We start from the raw sequence: 24,154 nt of genomic DNA, 5'->3' as shown, positions 1-24,154 counted from the left end.
CTACTGAAAGATACCTGGTATGTGTTTGTGAATTGGCTCTACAGGCCGATTGATAGTGTCGGTGAAACCTAATTCCGGTACCAGAACTGATCCCAGGCCTGCCAGAAATTCTCCCCCGTCGAAGAAACCGTGCGTGGCCCCTCAACTACCACGCCGGTTCTCCCCACAAAATCATTGACTCTATCGGGTGTAGCCAGTTCGACCCGAAACGTCACCGGACCCTGGGGCTTATAAGGCGCGGGCCAGTGTTGCTTCATGCTGATGGCCTGGGCGGTGCGCATTTCGATTAAAGAACAGGCATCTCTGGGGGCCATGTTGCGCGACGAGAAACGGCCCAGACCTGTCTTGACGGGTGCCGTCACAACGCCTTCGCCGAGCAGCGCCGTTACCTCGCGACAGGTGGCCTCGTCCCCGGAAACGAAGATGGCGGGTACGTCCCAGCAACCGGCTACCGCTGCCAGTATGCCGCTTTCGCCGACCAGCGTGTCGTTGATCCAGGCGTTGTACCAGGACTCTGAGGAGACGGTGTGGCAGAGGACGCCATCGGGCGTACCGGCCATGGCGTGCGCGCCAACGAATAGAATAGCGTCGCAGCCCTGCTCGAAAGGCTGGATATAACGCGCCCAGGGATAGCCAAAGACGTATTGCGCGCCCGATTCCAGGCGGTCCGGTAGAAAGCTCTTGAAACTGTATGCGCCTCCCGCGCCATGACAATCGACTACCGTGATATCGCTGGCACCAGCAGCGCGAGCACCGCGCACGGCCGCATTCATCTCATCGGTATAGAGTTTGCGGCTCTCTTCGTAGAATGGTTTCCCGGCTGAAACTTGCTCCCAGGTCTCGATACAGGAGATTCCTTCCATATCGCAGAAAATAACGACACGCATGCATTTCCCCTCTTAGAAATTTTTGTACGGATCCAACTTGGGCTTTTTTGCGTTTGGTCTCGCCTTGCGTTTTTTGTTTCTCTCTTTTATAACGGGCGGCTCGTACTCGCGGTAAATACTTTTGCCGATTCTCCAACCAAAATAGCCACACAGCACCGCACCTATCACTGCGATTACACCTGTGGCGATGCGAATATCGGTAAGCGCGTTAAAGGGCAGCACAAAACTCAGGACATAGGCCAGGTCGCCGCCGAAGCCGACGACGCCAATGAAAACACTAAAAAACAGGCCAATGGTTACACCAAGGCAGCAGCCCAGCGGGCCGCCGTTGGCCTCACTCCGCGCCTCCGGTGGCAACTGTGTTTCAAGTGAGACAGGTAAAGGTGGCTCATCCTCTATAGGTACCGGTAGTTCGGGTTCTTCTGTTGTCAGGGGATCGAAAGCAGGTGCTTCTGGCTCCTGGTACGCTCTATATTCTTCCGGCTCCTGGTTGTCGCCGGTATTGGGATCGGGTATATATGGAATTGGCATTATCTATCTGTTCTTCTGGTTTGAATGATAAGGCGGCTCAAAATGTGCCGAACTGGCGATCTCCCGCGTCGCCCAGGCCTGGCATGATGTAGCCGCGATCATTAAGGCTCTCGTCCAGCGCTGCTATATAAATATCGATGTCAGGATGCGTCTGGGACAGCTTGAGCAGACCGTAGGGCGCCGCTATGATACCGACATAAGAGAGGCGAGGGATGCCGCGCCGTTTGAGAATATTGATGGCATCGATGGCCGAGCCGCCGGTTGCCAGCATCGGATCGACGGCATAGCAAACCTGCAGGTCTACACGATGAGGAAGCTGGTTGTAGTATTCCATCGCCTGCAGTGTGTTCTCGTCGCGCCTCAGACCCAGGTGCCAGATCTGTACATCGGGAATGACTTCGCGGAAAGCCTCTGCCAGTCCCAGCCCCGCGCGCAGGATGGGAGTCACGCCGATGCCACCTGCCAGCCGCTGACCAACCATCGGCTCCAGAGGGGTCTCGATAGCCACAGGCTCCAGTGCCAGGTTCGCGGTTGCCTCATAAGCCAGCAATGCGCCGATCTCCTTCACCAGGCGGTAAAACTCAGGCGGCGGTGTATTCTTATCGCGCAGCGCGGTCATTTTGTGTGCCATCACAGGGTGGGTGGATATGTGAACGCGAGGCAGGCCCAATACCTCGTCTCTTGAGGGTTGCGGCACTCCCTGCATCGGCAGGGCCGGTTTCCCGCCGGTTGATGTATCTGTTTCAGCCATGAGAGCTTCTCCTTTGTACCATATCTTTTACACATTGTACCAGAGTCGTACAGATGCGTCGAGATTGCAAAGGAAAGATGATTACACAGGACTTTGGTAGGGATTCTTCGCTGCGCTCAGAATGACATGTCCCGGGACATGTCATTCTGAGCGCAGCGAAGAATCCCTACCAAAGAAGGCATCCCGTTTGCAACTTCATCCGTCCTTGCTCTATACTATCAACATGATAGTCGGCGTCAGTCAAATCACATTGCACCTGCCCATGTGCCATTCGTTGAAAGACAAACGGCAGATTGTCAAATCCGTGCTGGCGCGGGTGCGCAATCAATTTGAGGTGGCGATTGCCGAGGTCGATGAGCAGGATCGCTGGCAGATCGCTAAACTTGGCGTGAGCTGCATCAGCAATAGCAGCCAGCACGCGGACGAAATTTTGAGCCATGTGCGGCGTTATATAGAAGAGACACGACCTGATATCCTGGTAACGGATGCCGAGTCTGAAATCATTCATTGGTAGCTTCCATTTATGTCTGAACAAACTCCTCTCGCGTCTACCTATGTTCTCGGTGTGCGGGTAGACCGTCTTTCGCAGCAGCAAGCGCTCGATGTTATTGAGCGGCTCATTGCCCTGCGCCGCGCCAGCAATAATACATTGTCATGCCGGCAAGTCATTACCGTGAACACCGAATTTGTGATGGCGGCGCAGCGCAACAAACTCTTCCGCAAAGCTATTAATTCTGCCGCGCTAGTCATTGCCGATGGTATAGGTGTTGTTTGGGCTACGCACTATATAGGTTGTCCTACCCCTGAACGTATTACCGGTACCGATACGCTGGTAGCCCTGGCCAGGGGCTGCGCGAAGGCCGGGTATCGCCTCTATTTGCTAGGCGCCGCTCCAGGCGTTGCGGAGCTGGCGGCAGCGCGTTTGCAAGAGCTTGCGCCGGTCCTGGAGATAGCAGGCACCTACGCGGGTTCACCTGCTGTGTCCGAGGAAGATGCCATCATTGAACGTATACGCGCAGCAAGGGCCGATGTGCTATGTGTCGCCTATGGCGCTCCGGCGCAAGACCTCTGGATTTATCGTAACCTTGAACGCTTACCCGTGGCTGTAGCCATGGGAGTGGGTGGAGCATTTGATTTCCTTTCGGGTCGCCAGCGCCGCGCGCCGCTCATCATGCAGCGCATGGGGCTCGAGTGGCTCTATCGTCTCTATCGTGAGCCATGGCGCTGGCAGCGTATGCTGGCAATACCGCGTTTCATCGCGTTGATTTTACTGAAAGGTCGTAGGAAGCATGGATGCTGAATTTCATATAGCCAGAAAGCGATTGCGTTCGCTGGTTGAGGATTTCGCGGGCAAGCGTGTGCTGGTGATAGGAGATATGGTCGCCGATGAATATCTGATCGGCAGGCCCACACGCATAGCTCGTGAGGCCCCGGTTCTGATACTGGAACTCAACGAGGAACGCACTGTGCCTGGGGGAGCAACAAATGTGGCTGTGAATGCCTGCACTCTTGGCGCAGAGGTCTTCCTGGCCGGTGTTGTTGGAGATGATTTGCCCGGTCAGCGGTTGCGCCGGGCCATTCAGGAACTGGGCATGCACCAGGAATGCCTGCTGACCGATACACAGCGCCCGACTTCAACCAAGACGCGTATTATAGCCGGTAGTCCGCAGATTGTGCAGCAGCATATCGTGCGTATCGACCGCGTCGATACGTCAGAAGTGGGCGAACCGCACCGGAGCGCGATTATTGACTACATCCGTCAAGTATTGCCGCAGATGGATGCCGTGATGCTTTCCGATTATGAAAACGGCGTCATCAGCCCGCAGATCATTGAGTGCTGTATTCCCCTGGCGCGAGAACTGAATAAAGTGGTGGTGGTTGACTCGCATGGTTCTCTCTTCCGTTTCCAGGGCGCCACCGCTCTCACGCCCAATCAACCCGAAGCCGAACTCACGCTGGGCACGACGATTAATTCCGAAGCTGAGTTGAATGCAGCCGGGCAGCGACTGCTAGAGGGTAGCAATGCCCGGAGCGTTCTGGTCACTCGTGGAGCAGAGGGTATGAGCCTCTTTATGGTAGACCGGCCTCCCCTACATCTGCCTGTGCATCACCTGGATCACGGCAGCGAAATCGTCGATACCAACGGGGCGGGCGATACCGTGGCCGCAACCTTTACGCTTGCCCTGACTGCCGGCGCCAGCTTTGCCGAAGCTGCCTACCTTTCCAACGCCGCCGCCGCGCTGGTCGTGCGTCGCCTGGGATGCGCCAGCAATACGCCGGAAGAATTGATGAAGGCGATTATGTGAGAGCTACCAGGGCGTACCCTGGTGGTCGCCCTGGATTCTTGTATGGTCCTGGTTACTTATACGCTGCTGGAACTCGTCTGATAGCCGTTCTTGCTATCCCCGGTATACATGGATAGGGGCAGTACGATGGAAAAAGTGCTGCCTTCTTCGGGAGTACTTTGTACGTCGATGCGCCCGCCATGCTGTTCCACAATCTTGTTTGAAATGTAAAGGCCTAATCCTAATCCAACATTCGAGCCTGTTTGTACTTCATTGCCGGGGACGCGATAAAAGCGGTCAAAAATATGCGCTTGCTGCTCGGGCGGTATTCCTAGTCCCTTATCATGCACAGAGATCCTGCACACATCTCCGTTTTGTTCAACTATCACAGCAATTGGAGAGCCTGGGGGTGAATATTTGTACGCATTTGATAGCAAATTGAGGATCACCTGGCCGATGCGATCAGCGTCTAGCTCGACTTTGATGGGTTCTTCAGGAGCTTGCAGTGTGAGAAGTGGCGTTGGATGAGTTCCTGCCATAAATTCATCCAGTGTATCCTGGCAGAGCGCGGATATATCGCTGCGCTGGGTGCGCAGGACAAGCTTGTCCGTCTCAATGAGAGAAATATCCAGTAAATCCTTCACCAGCATTTCCATGCGATGGATAGAGCGCTCTATTAGCTCCACACTGCGCAGGTTATCCGAACCCTCGCGCACAAATTGACGGTGCAAGAGCTGGATCATGCCTTTCATGCTCGCTAGAGGAGTTTTGAGTTCATGCGAGACAACATTGAGAAATTCATCCTTTGCCGCGTTAGCTCGCATGAGTTCGGCAGTGCGCTCCTGCACCTTTTGCTCGAGAGACATGGCATACATTTCCAGGGCCAGTTGCTGTTCTTTAACCTGGCGTCGTAGCTGGCGCATTTCAATAGCGCGGCGTAAGGCGTTGGTACAGTATTCGCGGTCAATAGGTTTCTGAATGTAGTCGTAAGCTCCACCTCGCAGGGCCTGAATCGCAAGCTCGTGTTCGCCATGGCCGGTAATCAGTAAAGTGGGTGTCTCAGGCTGCAGTTCCTTGATCTTTGTCAGTAACGCCAGTCCATCCATGCCGGGCATCTTGATGTCGCTTATTATGGCGTCATAGTCGTGTTCTTGTATCTGCCGAATCGCCTCTAAAGCTGAATCGCTGGTATCCACCAGTACGCCTGGGATGCGCAGGTATAGCGTTTGAGGTAGCGCCTGCAGTAGTGCTGGATCATCATCTACGATAAGTATGTGTGGTCTGTCTGTCATACCCGATACCTCACGATTTATCCAGATTTAACGGCAGTTGTATTGAGAAAAGGGCGCCACCCTCCTCGTGGTTCTGGACGATGATCGTGCCCTGGTGTTCCTTAATGATGCCATAGGTGATGGAAAGCCCCAGGCCGGTACCTGTTCCAACTTCCTTTGTCGTGAAGAACGGATCGAAGATGCGCTGTTCCAGTCCTGGCGGTATACCCGGCCCGGTATCGCGAAAACGAATTTCCACACTATCTGTTTGCGCTCTGCAGGTGATGATGATGGCCTTGTATGGGACATCGACCATGGCGTCACGCGCATTGGTGAGCAGGTTGATGAAGACTTGCTCCAGCTGGATGGCGTTGCCGATCACGACGATCCCATCTTTGGGAAAATCCATCTCTACTTCGATCTGCCGCAGCCGCAGTTGTTCCTGCATAAGCGAGATCGAGCGCTGGATGACCTGCGTAATGTCTACCGGCTCATGGCTAAACGAAGCGGCGCGTCCAAAAGTACGCAGGTGCGAAATGATTTCTGTGGCCTTGCGCACTTGCTGCATTGCGCTGTGCAATTCTTGCAGGATTTGTTCAGGATTTGTATCCGCCATGCCAAGCTCAATCAGATCGATGGCGTTGCCTATGAACAGGCCAATGTTGTTCAGCGGGTTATTCAGCTCGTGGGCGACGCCGGTGGTCAGTTCTCCGAGTGTTGCCAGCTTTCCTGCCTGCACCAGCTGTTCCTGCTTTTCGCGCAATTCCTGTTCGCGCCGCTGCACCTCCTCCGTCGTTTCCTTGAGATCGCTCATGATGTGAATCATGGCTTTGCGGCTATTTTCCAGGCGCAGATTCGACTGGTACGAGTCCTGCAAGATGTGCATGAGGGCACGGCGTGAATTATCTAAACGCTCCGTTTGGCGGGCCAGCCGGCTGCGATCCTGCTCGTAGTCGGCCAGAATATGAATCATGGCTTTGCGCTGGTCGGCAAGTTTCCGGTTGAGGGTATTCAAATCGCTCAAGATATGCATGAGGGCGCGCCGTCGCTCCTCGCTTTTGCGCACGCGTAATTCCAGGGCATTCTTCTGCTCTACCAGGCGTGCATATTCGCGTTGGAGATCCTCCAGGCCCATCTCTGCGTATGAAATGGTGCCTGGTAGGCGCTCCTGAGCAATAGTCATATACATCATCCTCGCAGGACCTTGTCCAGTTCGCGTCTCAAGTTCTCGATCTCTTTTTCAAGCGCGATCATTTTCAACTCGCGTCCCACGACCACCTCTTCGAATTTCTCCAGGTCGAGAATTTTTTCCTGCAGTTCAGCCTTCGATTCCTGCAGGTCGCGCACCACCTTTTCATAAGCGCGCATATCACGCAGGATACCGATAGCGCCGATCACTTTACCATCCGTATCGCGCAAAGCGGAAGCGTTAAGCGTGGTGGGAATGATTTCGCCGGAAGCGCTGCGTGGATTGAGACGCGCATTACGCGTCACGCCTCGTTCGATGACCTCGCGTAGAGCGGCCAGGAATTCACGCGTTTCTTCAGGGCTGATGAAGCGCGAGAGGGATTGTTCCAACACTTCGTCGGGACGGAAGCCTAATAGTTCGTAAACCGCGTCGTTGGCCTGTAAGATTTTTCCTTCCAAGTCGGAGACGAAGACCGGGTCTGGCGCGTTCTTGATCAGGCTGTCCGAATATGCCAGCGCCTTATCCAGTTCGCGCATATCACGCAGGATACCGATGGCGCCAATCACATTTCCATAGGTGTCTCGCAAGGCGGAAGCGTTCAAGCTGGTAGGGATGACCTCGCCGGAAGCGCTGCGCGGGTTCAGGCGTGTATTACGGATAACGCCGCGCTCGATGACCTCGCGTAAGGCGGCGGTAAACTCTCTGGTTTCCTCGGGACTGATGAAGCGCGAGAGGGATTGTTCCAGCACTTCGTCGGTGCGGAAGCCCAACAACTCGTAGACGGCATCGTTGGCCGAGAGAATCTTTCCTTCCAGGTCAGAAACGAAAACGGGGTCAGGCGCGTTCTTGATCAGGCTGTCTGCATAGGCGCGTGCCTTGTCCAGTTCGCGCATGTCACGCAGGATACCGATGGCGCCGATCACCCGCCCGTCAGCATCGCGCAAGGCGGAAGCGTTCAAGCTGGTAGGGATGACCTCGCCGGAAGCGCTGCGTGGATTGAGGCGCGCATTGCGCGTTGCGCCGCGCTCGATGACCTCGCGTAAGGCGGCGGTAAACTCTCTGGTTTCTTCGGGACTGATGAAGCGCGAGAGGGATTGTTCCAGCACTTCGTCGGTGCGGAAGCCCAACAACTCGTAGACGGCATCGTTGGCCGAGAGAATCTTTCCTTCCAGGTCAGAAACGAAAACGGGGTCAGGCGCGTTTTTGATGATGATATCGGCATCCAGAGCACCATGCGAGCGGGTGCCGTGCATAGATATGTGCGGTGATGTCGTAGTAGTCTGTACAGCGCTATCACTCATAAGAAATACCTCCGTTACATAACTTAACTGGCGGCCTGCGCATCTTTTCGTATGCCGCGTGCAATGCATAAGAGGCCTGACCAAAGCTCTACACTATGTAAAATCTGCCGACTCACATTTATTGCAAGTATAACAAAAATTCTCAGCAAAACGCAATAGCGGGGAGAATAGTCATATATTCATCTGACATGTAGCAAGCTGCTAGTGTGGATGTCACCAGCACCCGATTTTAAATGCAACAAAGTGGCATCTGGTGAGCACCCAGGAGTGCGCGAGAGATTCTTCGCTTCGCTCAGAATGACACGCTTGCACGCAAGCGTGTCATTCTGAGCGAAGCGAAGAATCTCTTGTTTGAACTACAGCACAAGGGCAAGTCATTCTGAGTGAAGCGGAGAATCTCCGGTTTCAAATACAACAAAGTAGCATAGATATGCTATACTAGCCGAAAAGTCAGGCCTGAAAAGGCGAAAGGATTTCTTGTGTGAACCAGGCACATATTGCCCGTCAAAAAATACTCGCCCGGCCGGAAATTGCTGCTGAAGTGCGGCGCAGGCAGGAAGTGGGCGAACGAGGCGTCTTCACGAACGGCTGCTTCGATCTCCTGCACCTGGGGCACGTGCGCTATCTTGAAGAGGCGCGCGACCTGGGGGATTTTCTCATTGTGGGACTGAACAGTGATGCCAGCACCCGCGTGCTCAAGGGACCGGGTAGACCCCTGGTACCAGAAGAGGAACGTGCCGAAATACTGGCAGCTTTAACGTGTATAGACTATGTGACGATCTTTAGCGAACCGACGGCCAGCGAATTGCTCGCACTATTGCGACCCGCGATCTACGTCAAGGGCGGCGATTATGGCATGGAACAGAGCGGCGTGCCGGATACCGGCCGTTTGCCTGAGGCAAAAGTGGTGCAGCAATACGGGGGAGTTGTGCGTTTGATCGCCTATCTACCAGATCATTCCACGACAAAATTAATCGCAACCATCAAGCAACTTCCCTCGTCCAATCGTTATAAGGATTCTTCGCTGCGCTCAGAATGACAGGCCTATGGCATGCCGCAGGCCTGTCATTCTGAGCGCAGCGAAGAATCCCTACGAATGCATAATAAAAAATTTCTACCGTAGTGGAGAACAATACATAATGGCCAAAGAATCTGTGAATGAACAACCTGAAGCTATCCCATTAAACTCAACAGGAATATCTGAACAGAGCGTTCCGATTATAGAGGGTCCACCGGAAAAAGCCGCGCCAAGCGAGCGGCGTGAAATCGCGAAATCGGCCTCGCTGGTAATGCTTGGCAACCTGGGCAGCAGCATTATGGGTATGGTGCGCCAGATCGTTGTCGCCTCATTTGGTACCGGGGTAGCCGGCCCTTTCAACTCCGCGTTGTTACCGGCCCAGACCTTCAATGACTTCCTGGTGAATGGCTCCGTCTCCGGCGCCCTGATCCCCACCTTCAATGATTACGCTGCGCCCGAAAAGCGCAATGAACTGCGGCGCCTCGTCTTTACTATCGTCAACCTTGTCCTGCTGGTTATGTTTTGTGCCGGAGTCGCTTTCGTCTTTATTTCGCCCTGGTTCGTCGATACTATTCTGGTGCCCGGATATCCGCTCGCTCAACAGCAACTCACCTTGCAGTTCGCGCAGATCATCTTCTTCTCGCTGCTGGCTCTGGGGCCGTTTGCCGTGCTATTGGCGGCATTATATGCCCTGAAAGAATTTGGCTGGCCCGCTTTTGCCACCGCTTCTTATCATGTCGGTATCATCCTTGGCGCTCTCGCCGGTAGTCTGCTTGGAGCGCATTACTATGGTTACCTGGGCCTCGCTATCGGAGTCCTGGTTGGCGCGGCGGGGGAAATTGCCTTGCTCCTGCCCGGCATACGCAACCAGCGCCTGCCCTACATGTTCGTACTCGACCTGAAACAGCCTGCCCTGCGCCGTATCGTCAAACTCTACATCCCGGTCGCGTTCAGCTTTTTAGTCAGTATGGGCCTGATCTACCTGGATCAAAACCTGGCGTCGCGCACTCCCTGCGGCATCATCGCGAATTTCCCTATCCACCCGGGAACCTGCGGCGCTGCCAACTACACCGCCATGCGCCTGGCAACCACGCTCATACAATTCCCGGTCGGATTAGTCGCCGCGGCCCTCTCATTTGCCGTCCTGCCCACGCTTTCGGCGCACGCGCGCGAGGGCAACAACGAGCGTTTCAAAGAGACACTCCTGTTAGGATTCCGCGTTGGGCTGTTGCTCATGGTTCCTGCCGCCGTCGGCCTGATTGTGCTGCGTCAACCGATCGTCGACCTGCTTTTCCGCCACCGCAACTACACTGCCGAGGACGCTGCTCGCACCGCTATTGCCCTGCAAAACTACGCCTACCAGCTCCCTTTTGTGGCCCTGGATCAACTCTTGATAGCCGCTTTCTATGCGCGTAAAAACACCATCATTCCGGTAACAATCGGGGTCGTCAGCATCCTGGGCTACCTTGCCGTCGCCCTGCCCCTCTGGAGTACCGTCGGCATGCCCGCGCTTGCCCTCGCCAACACCGTACAGAACTCACTTCATCCCATTATTCTTCTGATCCTCTTAAGAATAATCATGGGTTCCCTACACATACGCAAGATGCTGCCGACTGTTCTCAAGATACTACTCGCCGCCGCCGCAATGGGCGCGATAGCCTGGGCAATGCAGCTCTTGCTTGGACACATCGCGCTCTTTTCGCTCGACCGGCTCTCAGGCGCATTGCTCACAGTCATCATAGCAGGCGGACTGGCGAGCCTTGTCTACACCGGCAGCGTGCTGCTATTGAGGGTGGAAGAGGTCAATCTTGTAGTGGGTGCTGTGAAGGCAAAGCTGGGAAGAAAGTAATACAATACACGGCTATTATTGTACCCGCGCGAACAAATCATTCTCTCCCGGCACATCTAGCCCGACACGTGATGCCGCCAGCTGGTAGCACTCGTAGCCGCGCCATTTGCGCAGCAGATCCTCCGGTATCTGCGCCATAAACGCGCCAGAGTTTGCCTGGGTGCGATGCATCGACCAGGAACGGTCTTTCGCCTCCTGCCACTTCCCGACATCCAGCCACACACTGATCTGTTCGTCGGGTAATCCCAGCTTCTCAGGATCGAGTCCTGCGAAAGAACTCTGCATCTCTTGCGCCTGTGGCTGCGACCTCATCCATTCGCCGATAGCCTTTATAGCGCTGCGTGGAAACGCTGTGTAATACAGCTTGGAGACGGCATGCGCAGGTCCAAGCTCAGGATATTGCACCGCGTCGGATGCCGCGTAGAAGGCGCTCGTCGTATAACGATAGATCGCGATGTGGTCAGGATGCCCATAGCCTCCGGTTTCATCGAATGTTACCATCACATGCGGTCGAAATTGGCGGATGATCTCAACCAGCCTGGCCACTACCTCCGCGCGATTAGCCTGGACGAATGCGCGTGGGTCCTGGTTCTCAGGCGTTCCCGCCATGCCCGAATCACGGTAACCAAGGAACCAGAGGTGGTTCAGACCCAGTACCTGGGCCGCTGCTCGCATCTCTCCCTCGCGCACCTGTCCCAGATTCTCAGGTGTTGCCAGGCTGGGGTCGGCAATCTCACCAACCTCACCCCGTGTCGCGCATACCAGCCCTGTCTCTACACCGGACGCACCGTATAGTAAAAAAGCTCCGCTCATCGTCCCCTCGTCATCGGGGTGGGCGAAGAGACCTAATAATCGTTTCGTTGACATTGTTTCCATGCTTTCATATAATTTTGCCGTTCAACGGCAGACTACAGTGTTACTCTAACACCTGGACGGATTTCCTGTCAATGAGCGCGGATTTGTTGCACTTATCCTTTTAGAATAGAACAACTATTTCCAATATCACTCTATCTTTTCTGCAAGAAATGTGGTATATTCTTCTGTAGGGACGACGGCTTATCCCTGTCCTAGTCCGGTAGCAGGACAGGCACCAGGCCCTGACCCTACAAGTAAACCTTTGTGGTCGTCCTGAGGAGCTGCACGTCAATCGACCCCTTCCTATGATCGATATGGAAGGTAAAAATAGCGAAAGTAATAGAGTATAAGGAGGAGCTTCTGCATGCCAAGAACGGTACTGGATAGAGAATTACAGGAACTGAACGATCAGATCATACAGTTGGGCAATGACGTAGATAATGCTTTTGAAAAGGCTCTCAAGGCTTTGGAGACCGGTGACCAGGTTCAGGCCGGTATGGTGATTGAAGCCGATGCCATTATCGATAGTCTACGTATGGCCATCGAAGAGCATACCATTCGCTTATTGACGCTGCAACAGCCTTTAGGGGGCCGCGATTTGCGTTTCCTCACCTCAGCGCTCTCTATTGCTGGCGATCTTGAGCGAGCCGGCGATGGCGCCGCCGGGATTGCGCAGATCATCCTGCGCATGACGCCGCTGCGAGGCACGCCCGCATCCCAGGTAGTGATTAGCGGCGATGGCAAGGAGGATCAGGTCACAGAAGCCTCGATCTTACACAATATGATTGAATTAGGACGGGAAGCACGGCGGGTCTTGCAAGGCACCATGACCGCATTTGCCAACCGCGATGTCGATGCCGCGCGTCATATCTGGGAGGAAGATGATGTTGTAGATGTGCGCTATCATCTCGTGCGCCACGATCTGATGACCTTGATGGAAGGCGCTCGCGCCATTCCAGCCTTGCAGAACGACTCCCGCATCTTGCAGCGCGCCACCTACCTGCTCTGGATTGCGCATAAGCTAGAGCGCGTTGGCGATCATTGCACCAATATCTGCGAGCGCATCGTCTTCATCCTCAAGGGAGAAACGAGTATTCAGCGTTCAGAAACCTGAGGCCAGGGGATAGGGCGCGATCAATCTGGCCCCTACCCATCAATCGCTTGCCAGAAGAGGTTGGCTAACTGCACATACCCGGCGGCGCTGGGATGAAATCCATCCGAGCTGATATATTCGGGATGTGCCGTTAGCCTGCTCCCCTGGCGAAACAGGTCCACCAACGTCACCCCATAGCTTGCCGCCGCCTGAGCAATACCAGCATTCCAGTGTTGAATGGCCTGGAGCATCTGTGCTTTCTGTGCGGTCGTCTCGTTTGCGAAAGCGGGCAGACGCGTCAGGTCAGGCAAATTCGCCATTATGATACGCGCGTGCGTCCTCGTATGCAACTGGTGCAGCAGCGTATTGAGGTCTTGCATATAGTCGTTATAAGCAATACCGTCGACGAAATCATTGGCTACCAGCCAGATTGTTACCAGGTCGGGTGATGTCGAAATTGCCAGCGGTAATTCTTCCGTCAGCGCATCGTGCAGCCGGATGCCACTCACACCCAGGTTTATCAGACGCGAGCCCTTTGGCAAATGCGCCGCTATCAATGGCACGTATCCCTGCGATCCTGGCACGTTGCTGCCAACGCCAACCGCGTCGGAAGCCCCCAACGCGACATACGTGATGGGCCGTTGAAAGGTCTGGCTTTGAGCCGACCGTGTAGTCGCGGTAAGGGATGGTGAGGCCGGATGCGTCATGCTGGTAACGTTCGGACTGCCCCCCGCGGCGCAAGCTGAAAGTGCCAGGCAGAGCAGCAGTACGGATATTGAAAAGCAGCGGAAGAACCACCCGCGGATAAACTTCTTCATAGGGAGTCTGTATTTCTAGCGGATCACCGGCTTTCGAGCATACAGTCAAATATAGTACATCATATTGTATCACGTGCTTTGTGATCCACCTCACAGTTTTCCCACAAGCCGCATGCTAGACTGCTATGAAGCCCCTCATTAGAGGGAGAACCCATAAATTCTAGCCTTTATAGCGTATAAGTCAGGTGAACCCCACGCCTACAGGCGGGGGCTTGCATCTGGCCCCGAAGAGCCGACACGAGAGGCCGCCTGACAGGTCGGCCCACTCAGGGCGGGTCTACCATCCTGAGCAAGAAAAGTAAGGTACTTCTCTCGAATGTTGTAAGCAGCGTTGAGGTCTGCATTGAGTTGATAGCCACAGGAGCGGCAGTGAAAGACGGATTGCGAGCGACGATTGGAGCGATGCTGATAGCTACAGCGCGAACAGGTCTGCGAGGTGTGCCGCGGGTCAATCTTGACGACGGCAATACCCCGTGCCTGTGCTTTGTACTGCACAAACGAGTACAATTGCGCAAACGACCAGCTATGCAAGCGTCGTTTGTTGCTCACGTTCTTGTTCTTTTTACCTCTTCCCATCCTGGAGGTCTCTCGGATGTTGGTCAGATTCTCAAGAACGATGGTAGCGCCTGCAGGGGAAGTGGACACAATCCGTTTACTGAGGACATGATCGTGGTCTCTGCGTTGCCGAAACCGTTTCTTGTTCAGCTTCTTGAGGTGCTTCTTCGCCGAACGAGTGCCTTTGGCTTGCAGTTTTCTCTGGAGGCGGAAGAGACAATGTTCCTGCTCTTTCCATCGCTTCTTTCCCAGGAATTGTCGGTTGGAAGTGACTGCCGGGCGATTGAGACCCAGATCAACTCCAATCACGTCCTGAGAAGGAGGAACAACGGGTTCAGGAAAGGAAACAACGATGTGAAGCGTGAAGCGTCCTTGGCGCAAGCACAGGTCAGCACTACACACGTTGTAGCCAACGTACTGCATGAGGTGAGGTGGCACCTTGAAAGGCATTTCTACGCGCCCGTTGACTGTGGCAAGACTACAGCTGAGCGTTTGCCACTTGACCCGGTACGAACGCTGATCATAGCGGATACAGACCAGTTCGCTGTGGGGACAGCGGACAGGCTTGAAGACAGGAATGGGCTTGCCTTCTTTCCTGGCCTTCTCAACCTTGCTGGCATAGGCCTTTTCCTTCTTGATCTTCCACGTGAGGGCAGACTTGATCGCTTCCGTTGCCTTGAGACGGGCCGAACAGACCAATTGAGCGGGAAGATCAGGAAACTGGGCACGCAGCGGATAGTACGTGCGTTTGTGCAACTCCACGCCATTGCTACAGGCAGTCGAAAAACCTTCCTGAGCAACAGCATTAAAACAGGCGCTATAGTGTTCAAGCGTTGCCTTCAGACTTTGCGCCTGCTCTGGCGTCGGATTGAGTTGTACGATTATCGTTCTATTCATGCGAAAAGTATGTCATATAGACCAGGTTTTTGTCAAACATTCTGGAAAGGAGAGGGCGCATTCCTTCCCATAGCTGAAGCCAGGGGTCTCCTGCGCCTTTATGATGATCAGAAAGCAACTATATTCTAAAGAATGTCTGATTTGAAAGGAAAAAATTATGTATCGTATGCGTTCTCATCCAATGCTCATTGCTCTCTTCTTGTGCTGTATCGCGTTGCTGGTCGTGGCCTGTGGATCACCGGGCACAGGTTCGACACCCGGAGGTGGCACGACACCGACTGTAAACCCAACACCGGCAGGAAAGACTTCTACTCCCACCCCAAAGGGAAATGGGAATGGAAATCCCGGAACGGTTTCTACCACGGCTCCGGTGCCGGCAACACAGACCAGTTGTCCCGCTTCGGGCGGCGGACGAGCGGCCGTGCTTGCGCCATTGGCGCTGGGCAGCGACCAGAATATCGTCTATATTGTCAATCAGGGGCCGGCGGATGCGCCTACACTTGCCACGTTGAAGCGCTATGATGTCACGACCGGTAGTAAAACTGAGATTCTCAACCTTCCCAGGACAGAAATCAGCGAGGCCCAGGTTTCGACGGATGGACAATGGATTCTCTTTGTCGCCATTGCATCCGGTCAGGCGAAGTTGCAACTGGTGCGCATGGATGGTCAGGGGTTACAAACGTTGTATTGTGCCGCGCCACCCTCCAACGGCGCCAATACCGGTAGCGCCTTGCATGATGCGCAGTGGTCTTCCGATCAGAAGCTCATCGTTTTTGATAGCTATACCAGCAGTGGCAGCGGTGTTTATGTGCTGAATGCACAGAACGGTAGCGTGCAGGCGGACATCTTTATGAGCGGAACAGGCGTTGATTATCCGATCCTGACCTGGCTGGATACGACAAGGGTGTACCTGCTGGGGCCTCAGGTAGATGCTCCTTCGGGCGCTCTCTACCTGCTCGATACCAGCAAAGGGGCCAATCAGAACCCGCAAAATCTGCCGGTAGTCGTCACTCCTACCAATACGTTCTGCTGGAACTCCGACAGCAGCTATGATGGGACGCAATTGTATACCGCCGAATGCACGACCGACCCGAATCCAAATGGCCCCGGTATCGGCGACCAGCGCGGCCCCAGCATGATTAACGTGCGCGCGGCCAGCGGTGGCTCACCGCATACCTTTTTCACCAACGCGAACATGGCTATTACCGCCGTGCGGGCCATCAGCAAGACCACGCTCTTGTTCCTGGTTGAAAACGCCTCTTTTACCGGAAACGCCGATACCAGCAATAACGGGTTGTGGAAAGTCAATACCGACGGCAGTGGTCTGGCACGCCTGACCAGCGATGGCGCGGGAGTTTCCGGGGGGCCGAGCAATTTCAACATGTTCTCGCAGTATCCCTGGTCAAATGTTTCTCGCGATGGAAACCTGTACGCCCTGCAACATAGCAGCGCTAACGGTAAAACGCAATCGCTGCTGTTCGGTGCGCTGAACGGTGGAACGCCAACTACATTCGCGTCCATCTCGGACGGCACGCAGTTGTCGATTGTTGGCTGGACAACGATGTAATAAAAAAAAACAAGAAGAGTTCAGCGCCGGCTGGCTTCCGCGCGGAAGCCAGCCGGCGCTGAACTCTTCTTGTTTACCTTATTTACCCTCTATCGACCATTTCTAATTTGCCGGTTTCGATATTGATTACCAGGCCATGCACCGGAATCCTGGGCAGGTAAGGGCTGTTGCGAATAACCTTGACCACTTCGCCAACATTCACATGCACGTCGGAAAATGCGCCGAGCCAGCGCACCAGGCCCTGGACGTTCCCCAGGCTCTCCTGCTCGATCAATCGTTGCGGATCGACACCCAATGCCTGCATCGACGCTATCACAGCATCAGAGTTCGCATTCGCCAGGCCGCAGTTTGTATGACCGATTACGGCCACTTCGCGCACCCCCAGCAAATAGATGCCGCCAGCAAGCGAGCGAATCAAGTCACTCGCTCCTCCCTCGCGCTCAGGTTCGGAGATGGTCGCTCCAGCGGTACGCAGTTCGAGTACGTCGCCGCGTTGCAGTCCAAGCGCCTGCTCAAACATGTTCACCAACCGGCAATCCATACAGGTTACAACGGCCATATGTTTGCGGGGCGCGTGTCCGATAATGGGCAGCGGTGGCTGGCGCAGGAACTGCTCGTTATGCGCCAGGATTTCATCAATTACCATCTTATTCCCCCGCGACCACCGAATAGCTCGGCTTGCCGTTAAAGTTGTACAGGTTCTCGATCTTGATAAAATCGAAACCGGCATTGTTGACGCGGCGCAGCAACTCGATCACCTGGTCGTGATCGATTGGCGTCCCATGTTCCGGGGCCATGAAGCGGCAGCGCCAGTGGTCGGTGCAGAACGTCTCCGGCAATCCCTCTGGCCAGACCTTTGCCCCGCGATTGGTGATTACCACCAGCTCCAGGCCATCACCGCTCACCTGCCGGAATGTCTCGCCCAGCTCGTTCGCGCTTCCCTTATGCCAATCAAGGAACACGTCCACGCCAACCAGTTCCTTTGTCTCCTCTGGCTGGTTCATCGCCACCGGCTTATACTCTTCATGCTGGGGAGAAGTAGTATACTGTACCTCTTTCAGTATCTGCGGCTTCTGACCAAGGCGCGCGATCACCGCTTCGGCAAATTGTCGCGTACCCACCTTTTCCTTGCTCACGCCCTCTACATAGATGTCATAGGTATGAATGCCATCCTCGATGGTGCGCAGCCAGGCGTTATGTACCAGTGCCGCCACGTCCGGCTGGTTGATGTGTACGAGCATCATCACCGCCGCCAGCAGCAAACCTGATGGATTGGCGATATTCTGTCCGGCGCGGCGCGGAGCAGACCCATGAATAGCCTCGAACATCGCGCAGCTATCGCCGATATTCGCCGAACCTGCCAGCCCGACCGAGCCTGCAACCTGCGCCGCGATATCCGAGAGAATATCACCATACAGGTTAGGCAGCACAATCACATCGAAAGCCTCCGGCGTATCGGCAAGCTTGGCCGAGCCGATATCAACAATCCAGGTCTCGTTGGCGATATCGGGATACTCTTGCGAAATTTCATTGAAAACCTTGTGAAAGAGGCCATCCGTCAGCTTCATGATGTTGTCCTTCATGAAGCAGGTCACCTTCTTACGGTTATGACTGCGCGCGTACTCAAAGGCGTAGCGAATAATCTTCTCGCTGCCCGGTCGGCTGATCAGCTTCAGGCTCTCCACCATCTCGTGTGTTTGCCGGTACTCGATGCCCGTGTACAGGTCTTCCTCGTTTTCGCGGATAATCACCACGTCCATCGTCGGGTGCTTCGTGTCGACAAATGGATAATACGAAACGCAGGGGCGCACATTGGCATACAGGCCGAACATCGTGCGCGTCGTCACGTTGAGGCTCTTATAACCTCCACCCTGCGGCGTCGTAATGGGAGCCTTCAAAAAAACTCGCGTGCGGCGCAGCGATTCCCACGCCGAAGGCTCGATACCGGCAGCGATGCCGCGCAGGTAGACCTTCTCGCCCACCTCGACAGGCTCGATCTCGATGCGCGCTCCGGCAGCCTGGATAATGTGCAGGGTGGCGTCCATGATTTCTGGCCCAATGCCATCCCCGTATGCGACTGTAATCGGTGTCTTTTTCTCCATGATAGTAACCTGACCTTTTTCTTTGCTTCCTGATGATAAACTTTCACGAGCAAAACCGGTTATCCGAGTGGCTCAGGGCATGTCATTCTGAGTGAAGCGAAGAATCCGTGTCCATCGTGCTAGAGATTCTTCGCTTCACTCAGAATGACATGGCCAGGGTACTTACCGATTTTGCTGGTAAAAATTCATTATATATGTCCGTACAGACCATATCATATTTCTCGTTGCCTCAGTTTAGCATAGCAACGTGCGTTTGACAATTCGCTTGCATTCTGTTATCTTGAGAGAACAACGATGTAGCAATGCGGCTCTCGTCCTTCGTTTCATAGGATGAGAGCCTCTTTTATTATGAATATGCTTCTACCGGATACCGGAATGCAACCCATTCATAGGTCAATGAACGCCATGATCTCAGTTTCAATCATCAACGTCACCAGCTACACAGGCCTGGAATTGCTGCGCTTGCTGGCTCAGCATCCACAATTTGAGCTGACCTCGGTGACCGGGCGCAGCGCTGCCGGGAAACGGCTGGGCGAAGTGTTTCCCCAGCTTGTCATAGCCGCATCATCTGGCTTTGCCAGGGCTGCCAGCCTCATTATTACTGAAGAGCCTGAGCAGACCGACCTGGCTTTTGTATGCCTGCCCCATGCCGCCGCCGCCGAATCAATCCTGCCCCTGCTGGAGCGTGGTATAAAGGTAGTAGACCTCTCCGCCGATTTCCGCCTGCGCGATGTCGCCACCTATGAAGAGTGGTATAAGCATACACATCCGGCGCCCGCCTTATTGGAGCGTGCGGTCTACGGCCTGTGCGAACGCTATCGCGTGCAAATAGCCAGCGCCTCGCTCGTAGCAAATCCGGGATGTTATGCTACCGCCGCTATCCTGGGGCTGTTGCCCGCCGTATCAGCGCGTATCGTCGCACCCGGCCTCATCATCGATGCCAAATCCGGTATCAGCGGCGCGGGTCGTGGCCTTACGCTCGGCACGCATTATGCTGAAGCCAATGAGGACGTAAGCGCGTATAGTCTAACAGGGCACCGCCATCTCGCCGAGATCACGCAGGAGCTTGAAGCAGCATCCTTAGCAGGCGGGCTGCGCCTCACCTTTATACCGCACCTGATACCCATGACGCGTGGTATCCTGGCGACCTGCTATGCCGACTTGAAGCAAGATGAGATGGGCCGACTTCCGACAACGGAGCAGGTTCGCGCGCTGTACACCGAGTACTACGCGGGCGAGCCATTTGTGCATGTAGTAGACCAGCCGCCGCATACGAAGTGGACCTACGGCAGCAACGCCTGCCTGATTTATCCGCTGGTGGATAACCGCACCGGGCGTCTCCTGGTGATCTCTTGCCTGGATAACCTCATCAAAGGAGCCGCGGGCCAGGCGATACAGAACGCAAATATTCTCGCAGGATTGCCGGAGACAACGGGCCTGCCGGCGCTGTCTGTCTATCCTTAGGGGCGAAATAATGACATCAACTTTTTCAAAAATGGTATCTGAAAACAACATCAGCAATGAGTATCAACTGATCGCGCACGTATTGCGCGAAGCGCTGCCCTATATCAACTTCTTGAAAGGCAAAACGCTCGTCATCAAGCTGGGTGGCAGTACCCTGACCCATCAGAAACATGTGTTGCAGGATATTGTTTTGCTGCGCTCGTTGGGGTCCTGTCCTGTGCTTGTGCATGGCGGAGGGCCCTATATCAATGAATGGCTCGAAAAGCTCAATGTGCCTGCGCGTTTCGAAAATGGACTGCGCGTCACAGATGCCGGGACATTGGATATCGTGCGTATGGTTCTATTGGGCCAGGTCAATCAGGGCCTGGTGGCGTCTCTGATCGAAATGGGAGGGCTAGCCATCGGCCTGAGTGGAACCGATGGCAACACCATACGCGCGCGTGTCGCCGATGAACAACTGGGCTTTGTTGGCGCGATTGAAGAGGTCGATCCGAGCCTTTTGCAACTCCTTATTGAGCAGGGATATATCCCTGTCGTTGCGCCTCTTGGGCAGGGACCAGGCGCGCCTTGCCTGAATATTAATGCCGACCTCGTGGCTTCGCATATCGCGCGCGCCATGCATGCCGAAAAGCTGATCTTCCTCAGCAATGTCAGCGGTATCTGCCGCAAAGATGGCTCGTTGATTTCAGAACTCAGCCAGGCAGAAGCGCAGAGACTGATAGCCGATGGTACTATTCATGGCGGCATGATTCCCAAGGTTGCTGCCTGCCTGGATGCCCTTTCTACCGTCTCGCGCGTGCATATCGTAGATGGTAGAGACCCACACTCCTTATTGCGCGAATTGTTCACGGATCAGGGGGCTGGAACAATGATTGTGAGAAATAAAGCCTGAAAAATCTGGCTCAGCCTGTATACGTTTGCCCCAAAATCTGCTATGATTAGCTGCAATAAATCGAACCTGTTTCAATGTAGAGGGGCAACATTGAACGATGCAACACCGCCGGAGGAACCGGCCGAATCGAATACTGTACAACCGGGCTATCTGGGTATATCGCCCCCCGTTGGCCAGCTGGCGGCACGGGGAGAGCGCATCTGGGTTGATCGACCTGAGCAATTGCTTGCCGCCGTCAACACGCTGAAGCAATCACCTGTTGTTGCCGTCGATGCCGAATTTACGCAGGTGCGTTTGCGCACGCAGAATGATGCCTTTACCACCACACAGCGCCTGGCGCTTCTACAACTGGCCATTGATGGCAAATGTTTCGTCGTAGACGCATTGCGCCTGAACGATCTTTCGCCCTTGAATGCTGTCCTTGATGATCCCAATACCATCATCCTGCTGCATGGTGCGGGCGCGGATTTACGCGTGATGGCCGAGCGTGGGCTCAATATCGCCCATTACATTGACCTGGAAGCCGCGAGTCGTTCCATCTTTGGGCAGCACGAGTCGTCACTGGCGGCCATGTTGCAGCGGGCCTTTCATGTGCGCCTGGATAAGAGCTTGCAGCGCACCGATTGGACGCGCCGCCCGTTGCCATCGGCTATGATCGCCTATGCCGCGCGCGATGCCGAGATGACCCTTGCTCTCTACTCCTGGCTGGGCGAATATTTCCCTGCCGTCTTACAACTGTACGATAATGCGAACCTGCTCAAGCCTGTTGCAACCTGGATTGAACCGTTCCTGCGCGGATCATCGCCCGTTCCAGTCGATGTGGCAGTGGCCGAAGCAATAGAAAAAGGCACTATCCGTGACATCGAACAGGTATACGCCGATGTGAGGAAGGCGTTAGCCACGTTGACTCACCCTATGCGCCGCAGCCGCTTACTGCGCTTGATTGCCGATTTATTGCTTGTGGACCTCGTTCCTGACATAGAGCCTTTGCTTACTGCGCCGACTGCCGAGGAGCGCGCTGCTGCCATACGTACACTCGGCCGCCTGGGCGCCGAACAGAGTAGAGCGTTGATTACCCCATTGTTACAGGACCCTGTGCAAGAAGTGCGCAGAGCGGCGCAAACCGCCCTCCGAAGCATGTCTCCTAGAGAACCCCGCGCGCGCAAGACGACACTCGTGAGGAATGCCGATGGCTCGCGCAGCTGGACCATCGACGCAAACGACGAAAACGGCAAAGAAGCAGCATCTGATGACAATGATTGGAAAGCCCGCCTGCGCTCAATGCTGGGTGAATAACCTGCCTGGCAGGCGCGTACCCACCCATACGAGTAGCAACAGCGCCGTAATCATACTCATGCGTTTCAAGCGCCTCGCCCATTGCTCCTCTAATAGCGGGTCGCCATTGCCCAATCCCAGTTGGTGAACCAGGTTGCGCAGCAGGGTAGACCACCTGGTGCCGGCTAGCGCAAGTGTATCTTCCTCGCTCGTGTCTTCTACTGCCGCCATCTCGCCTATATGCACCGGAACGTCGCCGGTGAAGCGGCTTGTCGTGCGTATGTGCTCGGTCAGGGCGGAGAAAAATTGTTGAATAAGAACCTTGATAATGCCTTTAGCCATTGGCACCGGCACCAGCATGCTCATCGAATCAAAATGAAGTGAGCCTTTATAAGCCACGACAGTATTTTCATTCAGATCGCTCAGTTGCACCGTCCATTCCCCATCAACCCTGTTCTGCTGCCCGTCGCCTTCAATCGTAAAACGGTACGATGCCGGATAATCCTGCTCAATGATGCGCACACGCCCCGTGTACTGACCTTTTAAAGGGTTATGCTTTACCTGTATACAAAAGGCATACGTATGATTACCTAGCGCCTCGAGTCGCTCTATTCCAGGGATGCATTGTTCCATGGTACGTCTATCCATCAAACTATGCCATACCTCTTGCGGCGATGCCTGAAGCGTATAAGTTCCTTCGATCTCCATAAGAACACCTTCATAAAAGTAATTTTCGAGAATACCGCTTTCCTCCATTATAGGTGAGGATGATATATGCTGCAATGGGTAGATGTAGCGAAAGGTCAAAAGATGCTCGACACATTACCCCGTAGCATAGAGAACTTCTCCTGTGTCCAAAACTTGCGTTCGCGTCAAGCAACATGTATACTAAGCCTCGTATTATAGAGACTTTGAGTGGGTTATCCGGCACACCACGAGGGTGCCGTCGCATTTCTGCTATCCACTGGTCGAATTTTGAGTGGGAGATGTAGTGGCACCCGCGCGGGTGCCAGGTATAACTTCCTCTGTGAGGAGCATGTGCAATGAAAGTAATTCTATTACAAGATGTTGAAGGCCTGGGAAAGGCCGGCGATTTAAAAGAAGTGGCGAATGGCTATGCCCGCAATTATCTGCTGCCCCGTCACGTCGCGGCTCCCGCGACTCCTACCTTGATTGCCAATCGCGATCAACGCATTGCTGCCGAGAAGCGCAGGCTGGAGAAACAGGCTGAAGAGAATCAACAGCGAGCAGAGCGCCTGGGCCAGGTGACATTGACGTTTAAGGCTCGCGTCGGTCGAGAAGGACGCCTCTATGGGTCGATCACCAGCCAGGATATCGCGGAAGGTCTGCGCCAGAGCGAAGGCATCATCATCGACCGGCGTATGATCGAACTAGCGAGTCCGATTCGTTCCGTCGGCACGTTCATGGTGCCTGTCAAGGTCGCTCAGAAACTGGAGCCAAAGATTACTGTTAATGTGATCGATGAGGCTCAGGCCGGCGCTCCTGAAACGCAAAGCGCCGCCGTCGAGTAATACACCTGATACACCAATAAAA

At 54.6% G+C, this 24,154-nt stretch carries 23 protein-coding genes; 11 read left to right on the top strand and 12 right to left on the bottom strand.

The annotated features are described in order from the left end of the window. Positions 1-68: 68 nt before the first annotated feature. From VFA09_23230 to upp, 3 genes are read right to left on the bottom strand one after another with little or no spacing between them, the layout of a single operon-like run. Complete coding sequence (locus VFA09_23230; protein ID HZU70203.1) at positions 69-887, bottom strand: M55 family metallopeptidase; 819 nt, start codon at positions 885-887, stop codon at positions 69-71. Between the two features lie 12 nt (positions 888-899). After that, positions 900-1,418, bottom strand: a complete 519-nt coding sequence (locus tag VFA09_23225; GenBank protein ID HZU70202.1) for a hypothetical protein — start codon at positions 1,416-1,418, stop codon at positions 900-902. Between the two features lie 37 nt (positions 1,419-1,455). Continuing rightward, positions 1,456-2,169, bottom strand: a complete 714-nt coding sequence (gene upp, locus VFA09_23220) for a uracil phosphoribosyltransferase (GenBank protein ID HZU70201.1) — start codon at positions 2,167-2,169, stop codon at positions 1,456-1,458. 187 nt (positions 2,170-2,356) lie between these two features. Between upp and VFA09_23215 the strand changes: the two genes are divergently transcribed. The 3 genes from VFA09_23215 to VFA09_23205 are packed head-to-tail and all read left to right on the top strand — an operon-like array spanning position 2,357 to position 4,475. Further along, entirely contained in the window at positions 2,357-2,683 is a 327-nt protein-coding gene (locus VFA09_23215; GenBank protein ID HZU70200.1) for a DUF503 domain-containing protein, read from the top strand. Positions 2,684-2,692: 9 nt separating this feature from the next. Further along, positions 2,693-3,469 carry a WecB/TagA/CpsF family glycosyltransferase gene (locus VFA09_23210; protein ID HZU70199.1) on the top strand — a complete coding sequence of 259 codons (777 nt, stop codon included), beginning with the start codon at positions 2,693-2,695 and terminating at the stop codon, positions 3,467-3,469. Then, on the top strand, positions 3,459-4,475 hold the full coding sequence (locus VFA09_23205) for a bifunctional ADP-heptose synthase (protein HZU70198.1): 1,017 nt from the start codon (positions 3,459-3,461) through the stop codon (positions 4,473-4,475). The genes VFA09_23210 and VFA09_23205 overlap by 11 nt, the downstream gene beginning before the upstream one ends. A gap of 56 nt (positions 4,476-4,531) precedes the next feature. Here VFA09_23205 and VFA09_23200 read toward each other — a convergent pair whose 3' ends face one another. Genes VFA09_23200 through VFA09_23190 form a run of 3 tightly spaced genes read right to left on the bottom strand, consistent with a single transcriptional unit; the run spans position 4,532 to position 8,215 of the window. Next, complete coding sequence (locus VFA09_23200) at positions 4,532-5,746, bottom strand: hybrid sensor histidine kinase/response regulator (protein HZU70197.1); 1,215 nt, start codon at positions 5,744-5,746, stop codon at positions 4,532-4,534. 10 nt (positions 5,747-5,756) lie between these two features. Next, positions 5,757-6,908, bottom strand: coding sequence for an ATP-binding protein (locus VFA09_23195; GenBank protein HZU70196.1), 1,152 nt, complete (start codon positions 6,906-6,908; stop codon positions 5,757-5,759). 5 nt (positions 6,909-6,913) lie between these two features. Continuing rightward, entirely contained in the window at positions 6,914-8,215 is a 1,302-nt protein-coding gene (locus VFA09_23190; protein HZU70195.1) for a PAS domain-containing protein, read from the bottom strand. A 481-nt stretch (positions 8,216-8,696) separates the two neighbouring features. Here VFA09_23190 and VFA09_23185 point away from each other — a divergent pair, with 481 nt between their 5' ends. Both VFA09_23185 and VFA09_23180 read left to right on the top strand, forming a co-directional pair. After that, positions 8,697-9,254 carry an adenylyltransferase/cytidyltransferase family protein gene (locus VFA09_23185; protein ID HZU70194.1) on the top strand — a complete coding sequence of 186 codons (558 nt, stop codon included), beginning with the start codon at positions 8,697-8,699 and terminating at the stop codon, positions 9,252-9,254. Between the two features lie 100 nt (positions 9,255-9,354). Then, positions 9,355-11,082, top strand: coding sequence for a lipid II flippase MurJ (locus VFA09_23180; GenBank protein ID HZU70193.1), 1,728 nt, complete (start codon positions 9,355-9,357; stop codon positions 11,080-11,082). Positions 11,083-11,097: 15 nt separating this feature from the next. Here the strand turns inward: VFA09_23180 and VFA09_23175 are convergent, their stop codons facing one another. After that, on the bottom strand, positions 11,098-11,949 hold the full coding sequence (locus tag VFA09_23175; protein HZU70192.1) for a PIG-L family deacetylase: 852 nt from the start codon (positions 11,947-11,949) through the stop codon (positions 11,098-11,100). A 352-nt stretch (positions 11,950-12,301) separates the two neighbouring features. Between VFA09_23175 and phoU the strand changes: the two genes are divergently transcribed. Continuing rightward, on the top strand, positions 12,302-13,051 hold the full coding sequence (gene phoU / locus VFA09_23170) for a phosphate signaling complex protein PhoU (protein HZU70191.1): 750 nt from the start codon (positions 12,302-12,304) through the stop codon (positions 13,049-13,051). A gap of 32 nt (positions 13,052-13,083) precedes the next feature. Here the strand turns inward: phoU and VFA09_23165 are convergent, their stop codons facing one another. Both VFA09_23165 and VFA09_23160 read right to left on the bottom strand, forming a co-directional pair. Continuing rightward, a complete protein-coding gene (locus VFA09_23165) occupies positions 13,084-13,848 on the bottom strand; it encodes a GDSL-type esterase/lipase family protein (GenBank protein ID HZU70190.1) in 765 nt (254 codons plus the stop codon). A gap of 198 nt (positions 13,849-14,046) precedes the next feature. Next, complete coding sequence (locus VFA09_23160; protein HZU70189.1) at positions 14,047-15,300, bottom strand: transposase; 1,254 nt, start codon at positions 15,298-15,300, stop codon at positions 14,047-14,049. Between the two features lie 157 nt (positions 15,301-15,457). Between VFA09_23160 and VFA09_23155 the strand changes: the two genes are divergently transcribed. Beyond that, entirely contained in the window at positions 15,458-16,867 is a 1,410-nt protein-coding gene (locus tag VFA09_23155; protein ID HZU70188.1) for an LpqB family beta-propeller domain-containing protein, read from the top strand. Between the two features lie 82 nt (positions 16,868-16,949). Here the strand turns inward: VFA09_23155 and VFA09_23150 are convergent, their stop codons facing one another. Next, entirely contained in the window at positions 16,950-17,513 is a 564-nt protein-coding gene (locus VFA09_23150) for a carbonic anhydrase (GenBank protein HZU70187.1), read from the bottom strand. Position 17,514: 1 nt separating this feature from the next. Further along, positions 17,515-18,969, bottom strand: coding sequence for an NADP-dependent isocitrate dehydrogenase (locus VFA09_23145; GenBank protein ID HZU70186.1), 1,455 nt, complete (start codon positions 18,967-18,969; stop codon positions 17,515-17,517). Between the two features lie 405 nt (positions 18,970-19,374). Here VFA09_23145 and argC point away from each other — a divergent pair, with 405 nt between their 5' ends. From argC to VFA09_23130, 3 genes are all read left to right on the top strand, one after another. Next, the gene (gene argC / locus VFA09_23140; protein ID HZU70185.1) at positions 19,375-20,433 is read left to right on the top strand and encodes an N-acetyl-gamma-glutamyl-phosphate reductase; all 1,059 of its coding nucleotides are present in this window, start codon (positions 19,375-19,377) and stop codon (positions 20,431-20,433) included. Between the two features lie 10 nt (positions 20,434-20,443). Then, positions 20,444-21,325: an acetylglutamate kinase gene (gene argB, locus VFA09_23135; GenBank protein HZU70184.1), complete on the top strand. Its 882-nt coding sequence runs from the start codon at positions 20,444-20,446 to the stop codon at positions 21,323-21,325. A 90-nt stretch (positions 21,326-21,415) separates the two neighbouring features. Further along, positions 21,416-22,621 carry a HEAT repeat domain-containing protein gene (locus VFA09_23130; GenBank protein ID HZU70183.1) on the top strand — a complete coding sequence of 402 codons (1,206 nt, stop codon included), beginning with the start codon at positions 21,416-21,418 and terminating at the stop codon, positions 22,619-22,621. On the opposite strand, the gene VFA09_23125 is transcribed toward VFA09_23130, so the two are convergent. Next, positions 22,604-23,308: an SRPBCC domain-containing protein gene (locus VFA09_23125; GenBank protein ID HZU70182.1), complete on the bottom strand. Its 705-nt coding sequence runs from the start codon at positions 23,306-23,308 to the stop codon at positions 22,604-22,606. The two genes, VFA09_23130 and VFA09_23125, sit on opposite strands and share 18 nt — an antisense overlap. Before the next feature lie 335 nt (positions 23,309-23,643). On the opposite strand from VFA09_23125, the gene rplI reads away from it, so the two are divergent. Further along, positions 23,644-24,132 (top strand): 50S ribosomal protein L9, encoded by a 489-nt coding sequence (gene rplI / locus VFA09_23120; protein ID HZU70181.1) that lies wholly within the window; start codon positions 23,644-23,646, stop codon positions 24,130-24,132. The last annotated feature ends 22 nt before the right edge of the window (positions 24,133-24,154 follow it).

It is taken from the genome of Ktedonobacteraceae bacterium, from assembly GCA_035653615.1.
Taxonomy (GTDB): domain Bacteria; phylum Chloroflexota; class Ktedonobacteria; order Ktedonobacterales; family Ktedonobacteraceae; genus DASRBN01.
The sequence above is the reverse complement of the archived record's forward strand: the minus strand, read 5'-3'. Positions and strand labels throughout refer to the sequence as shown.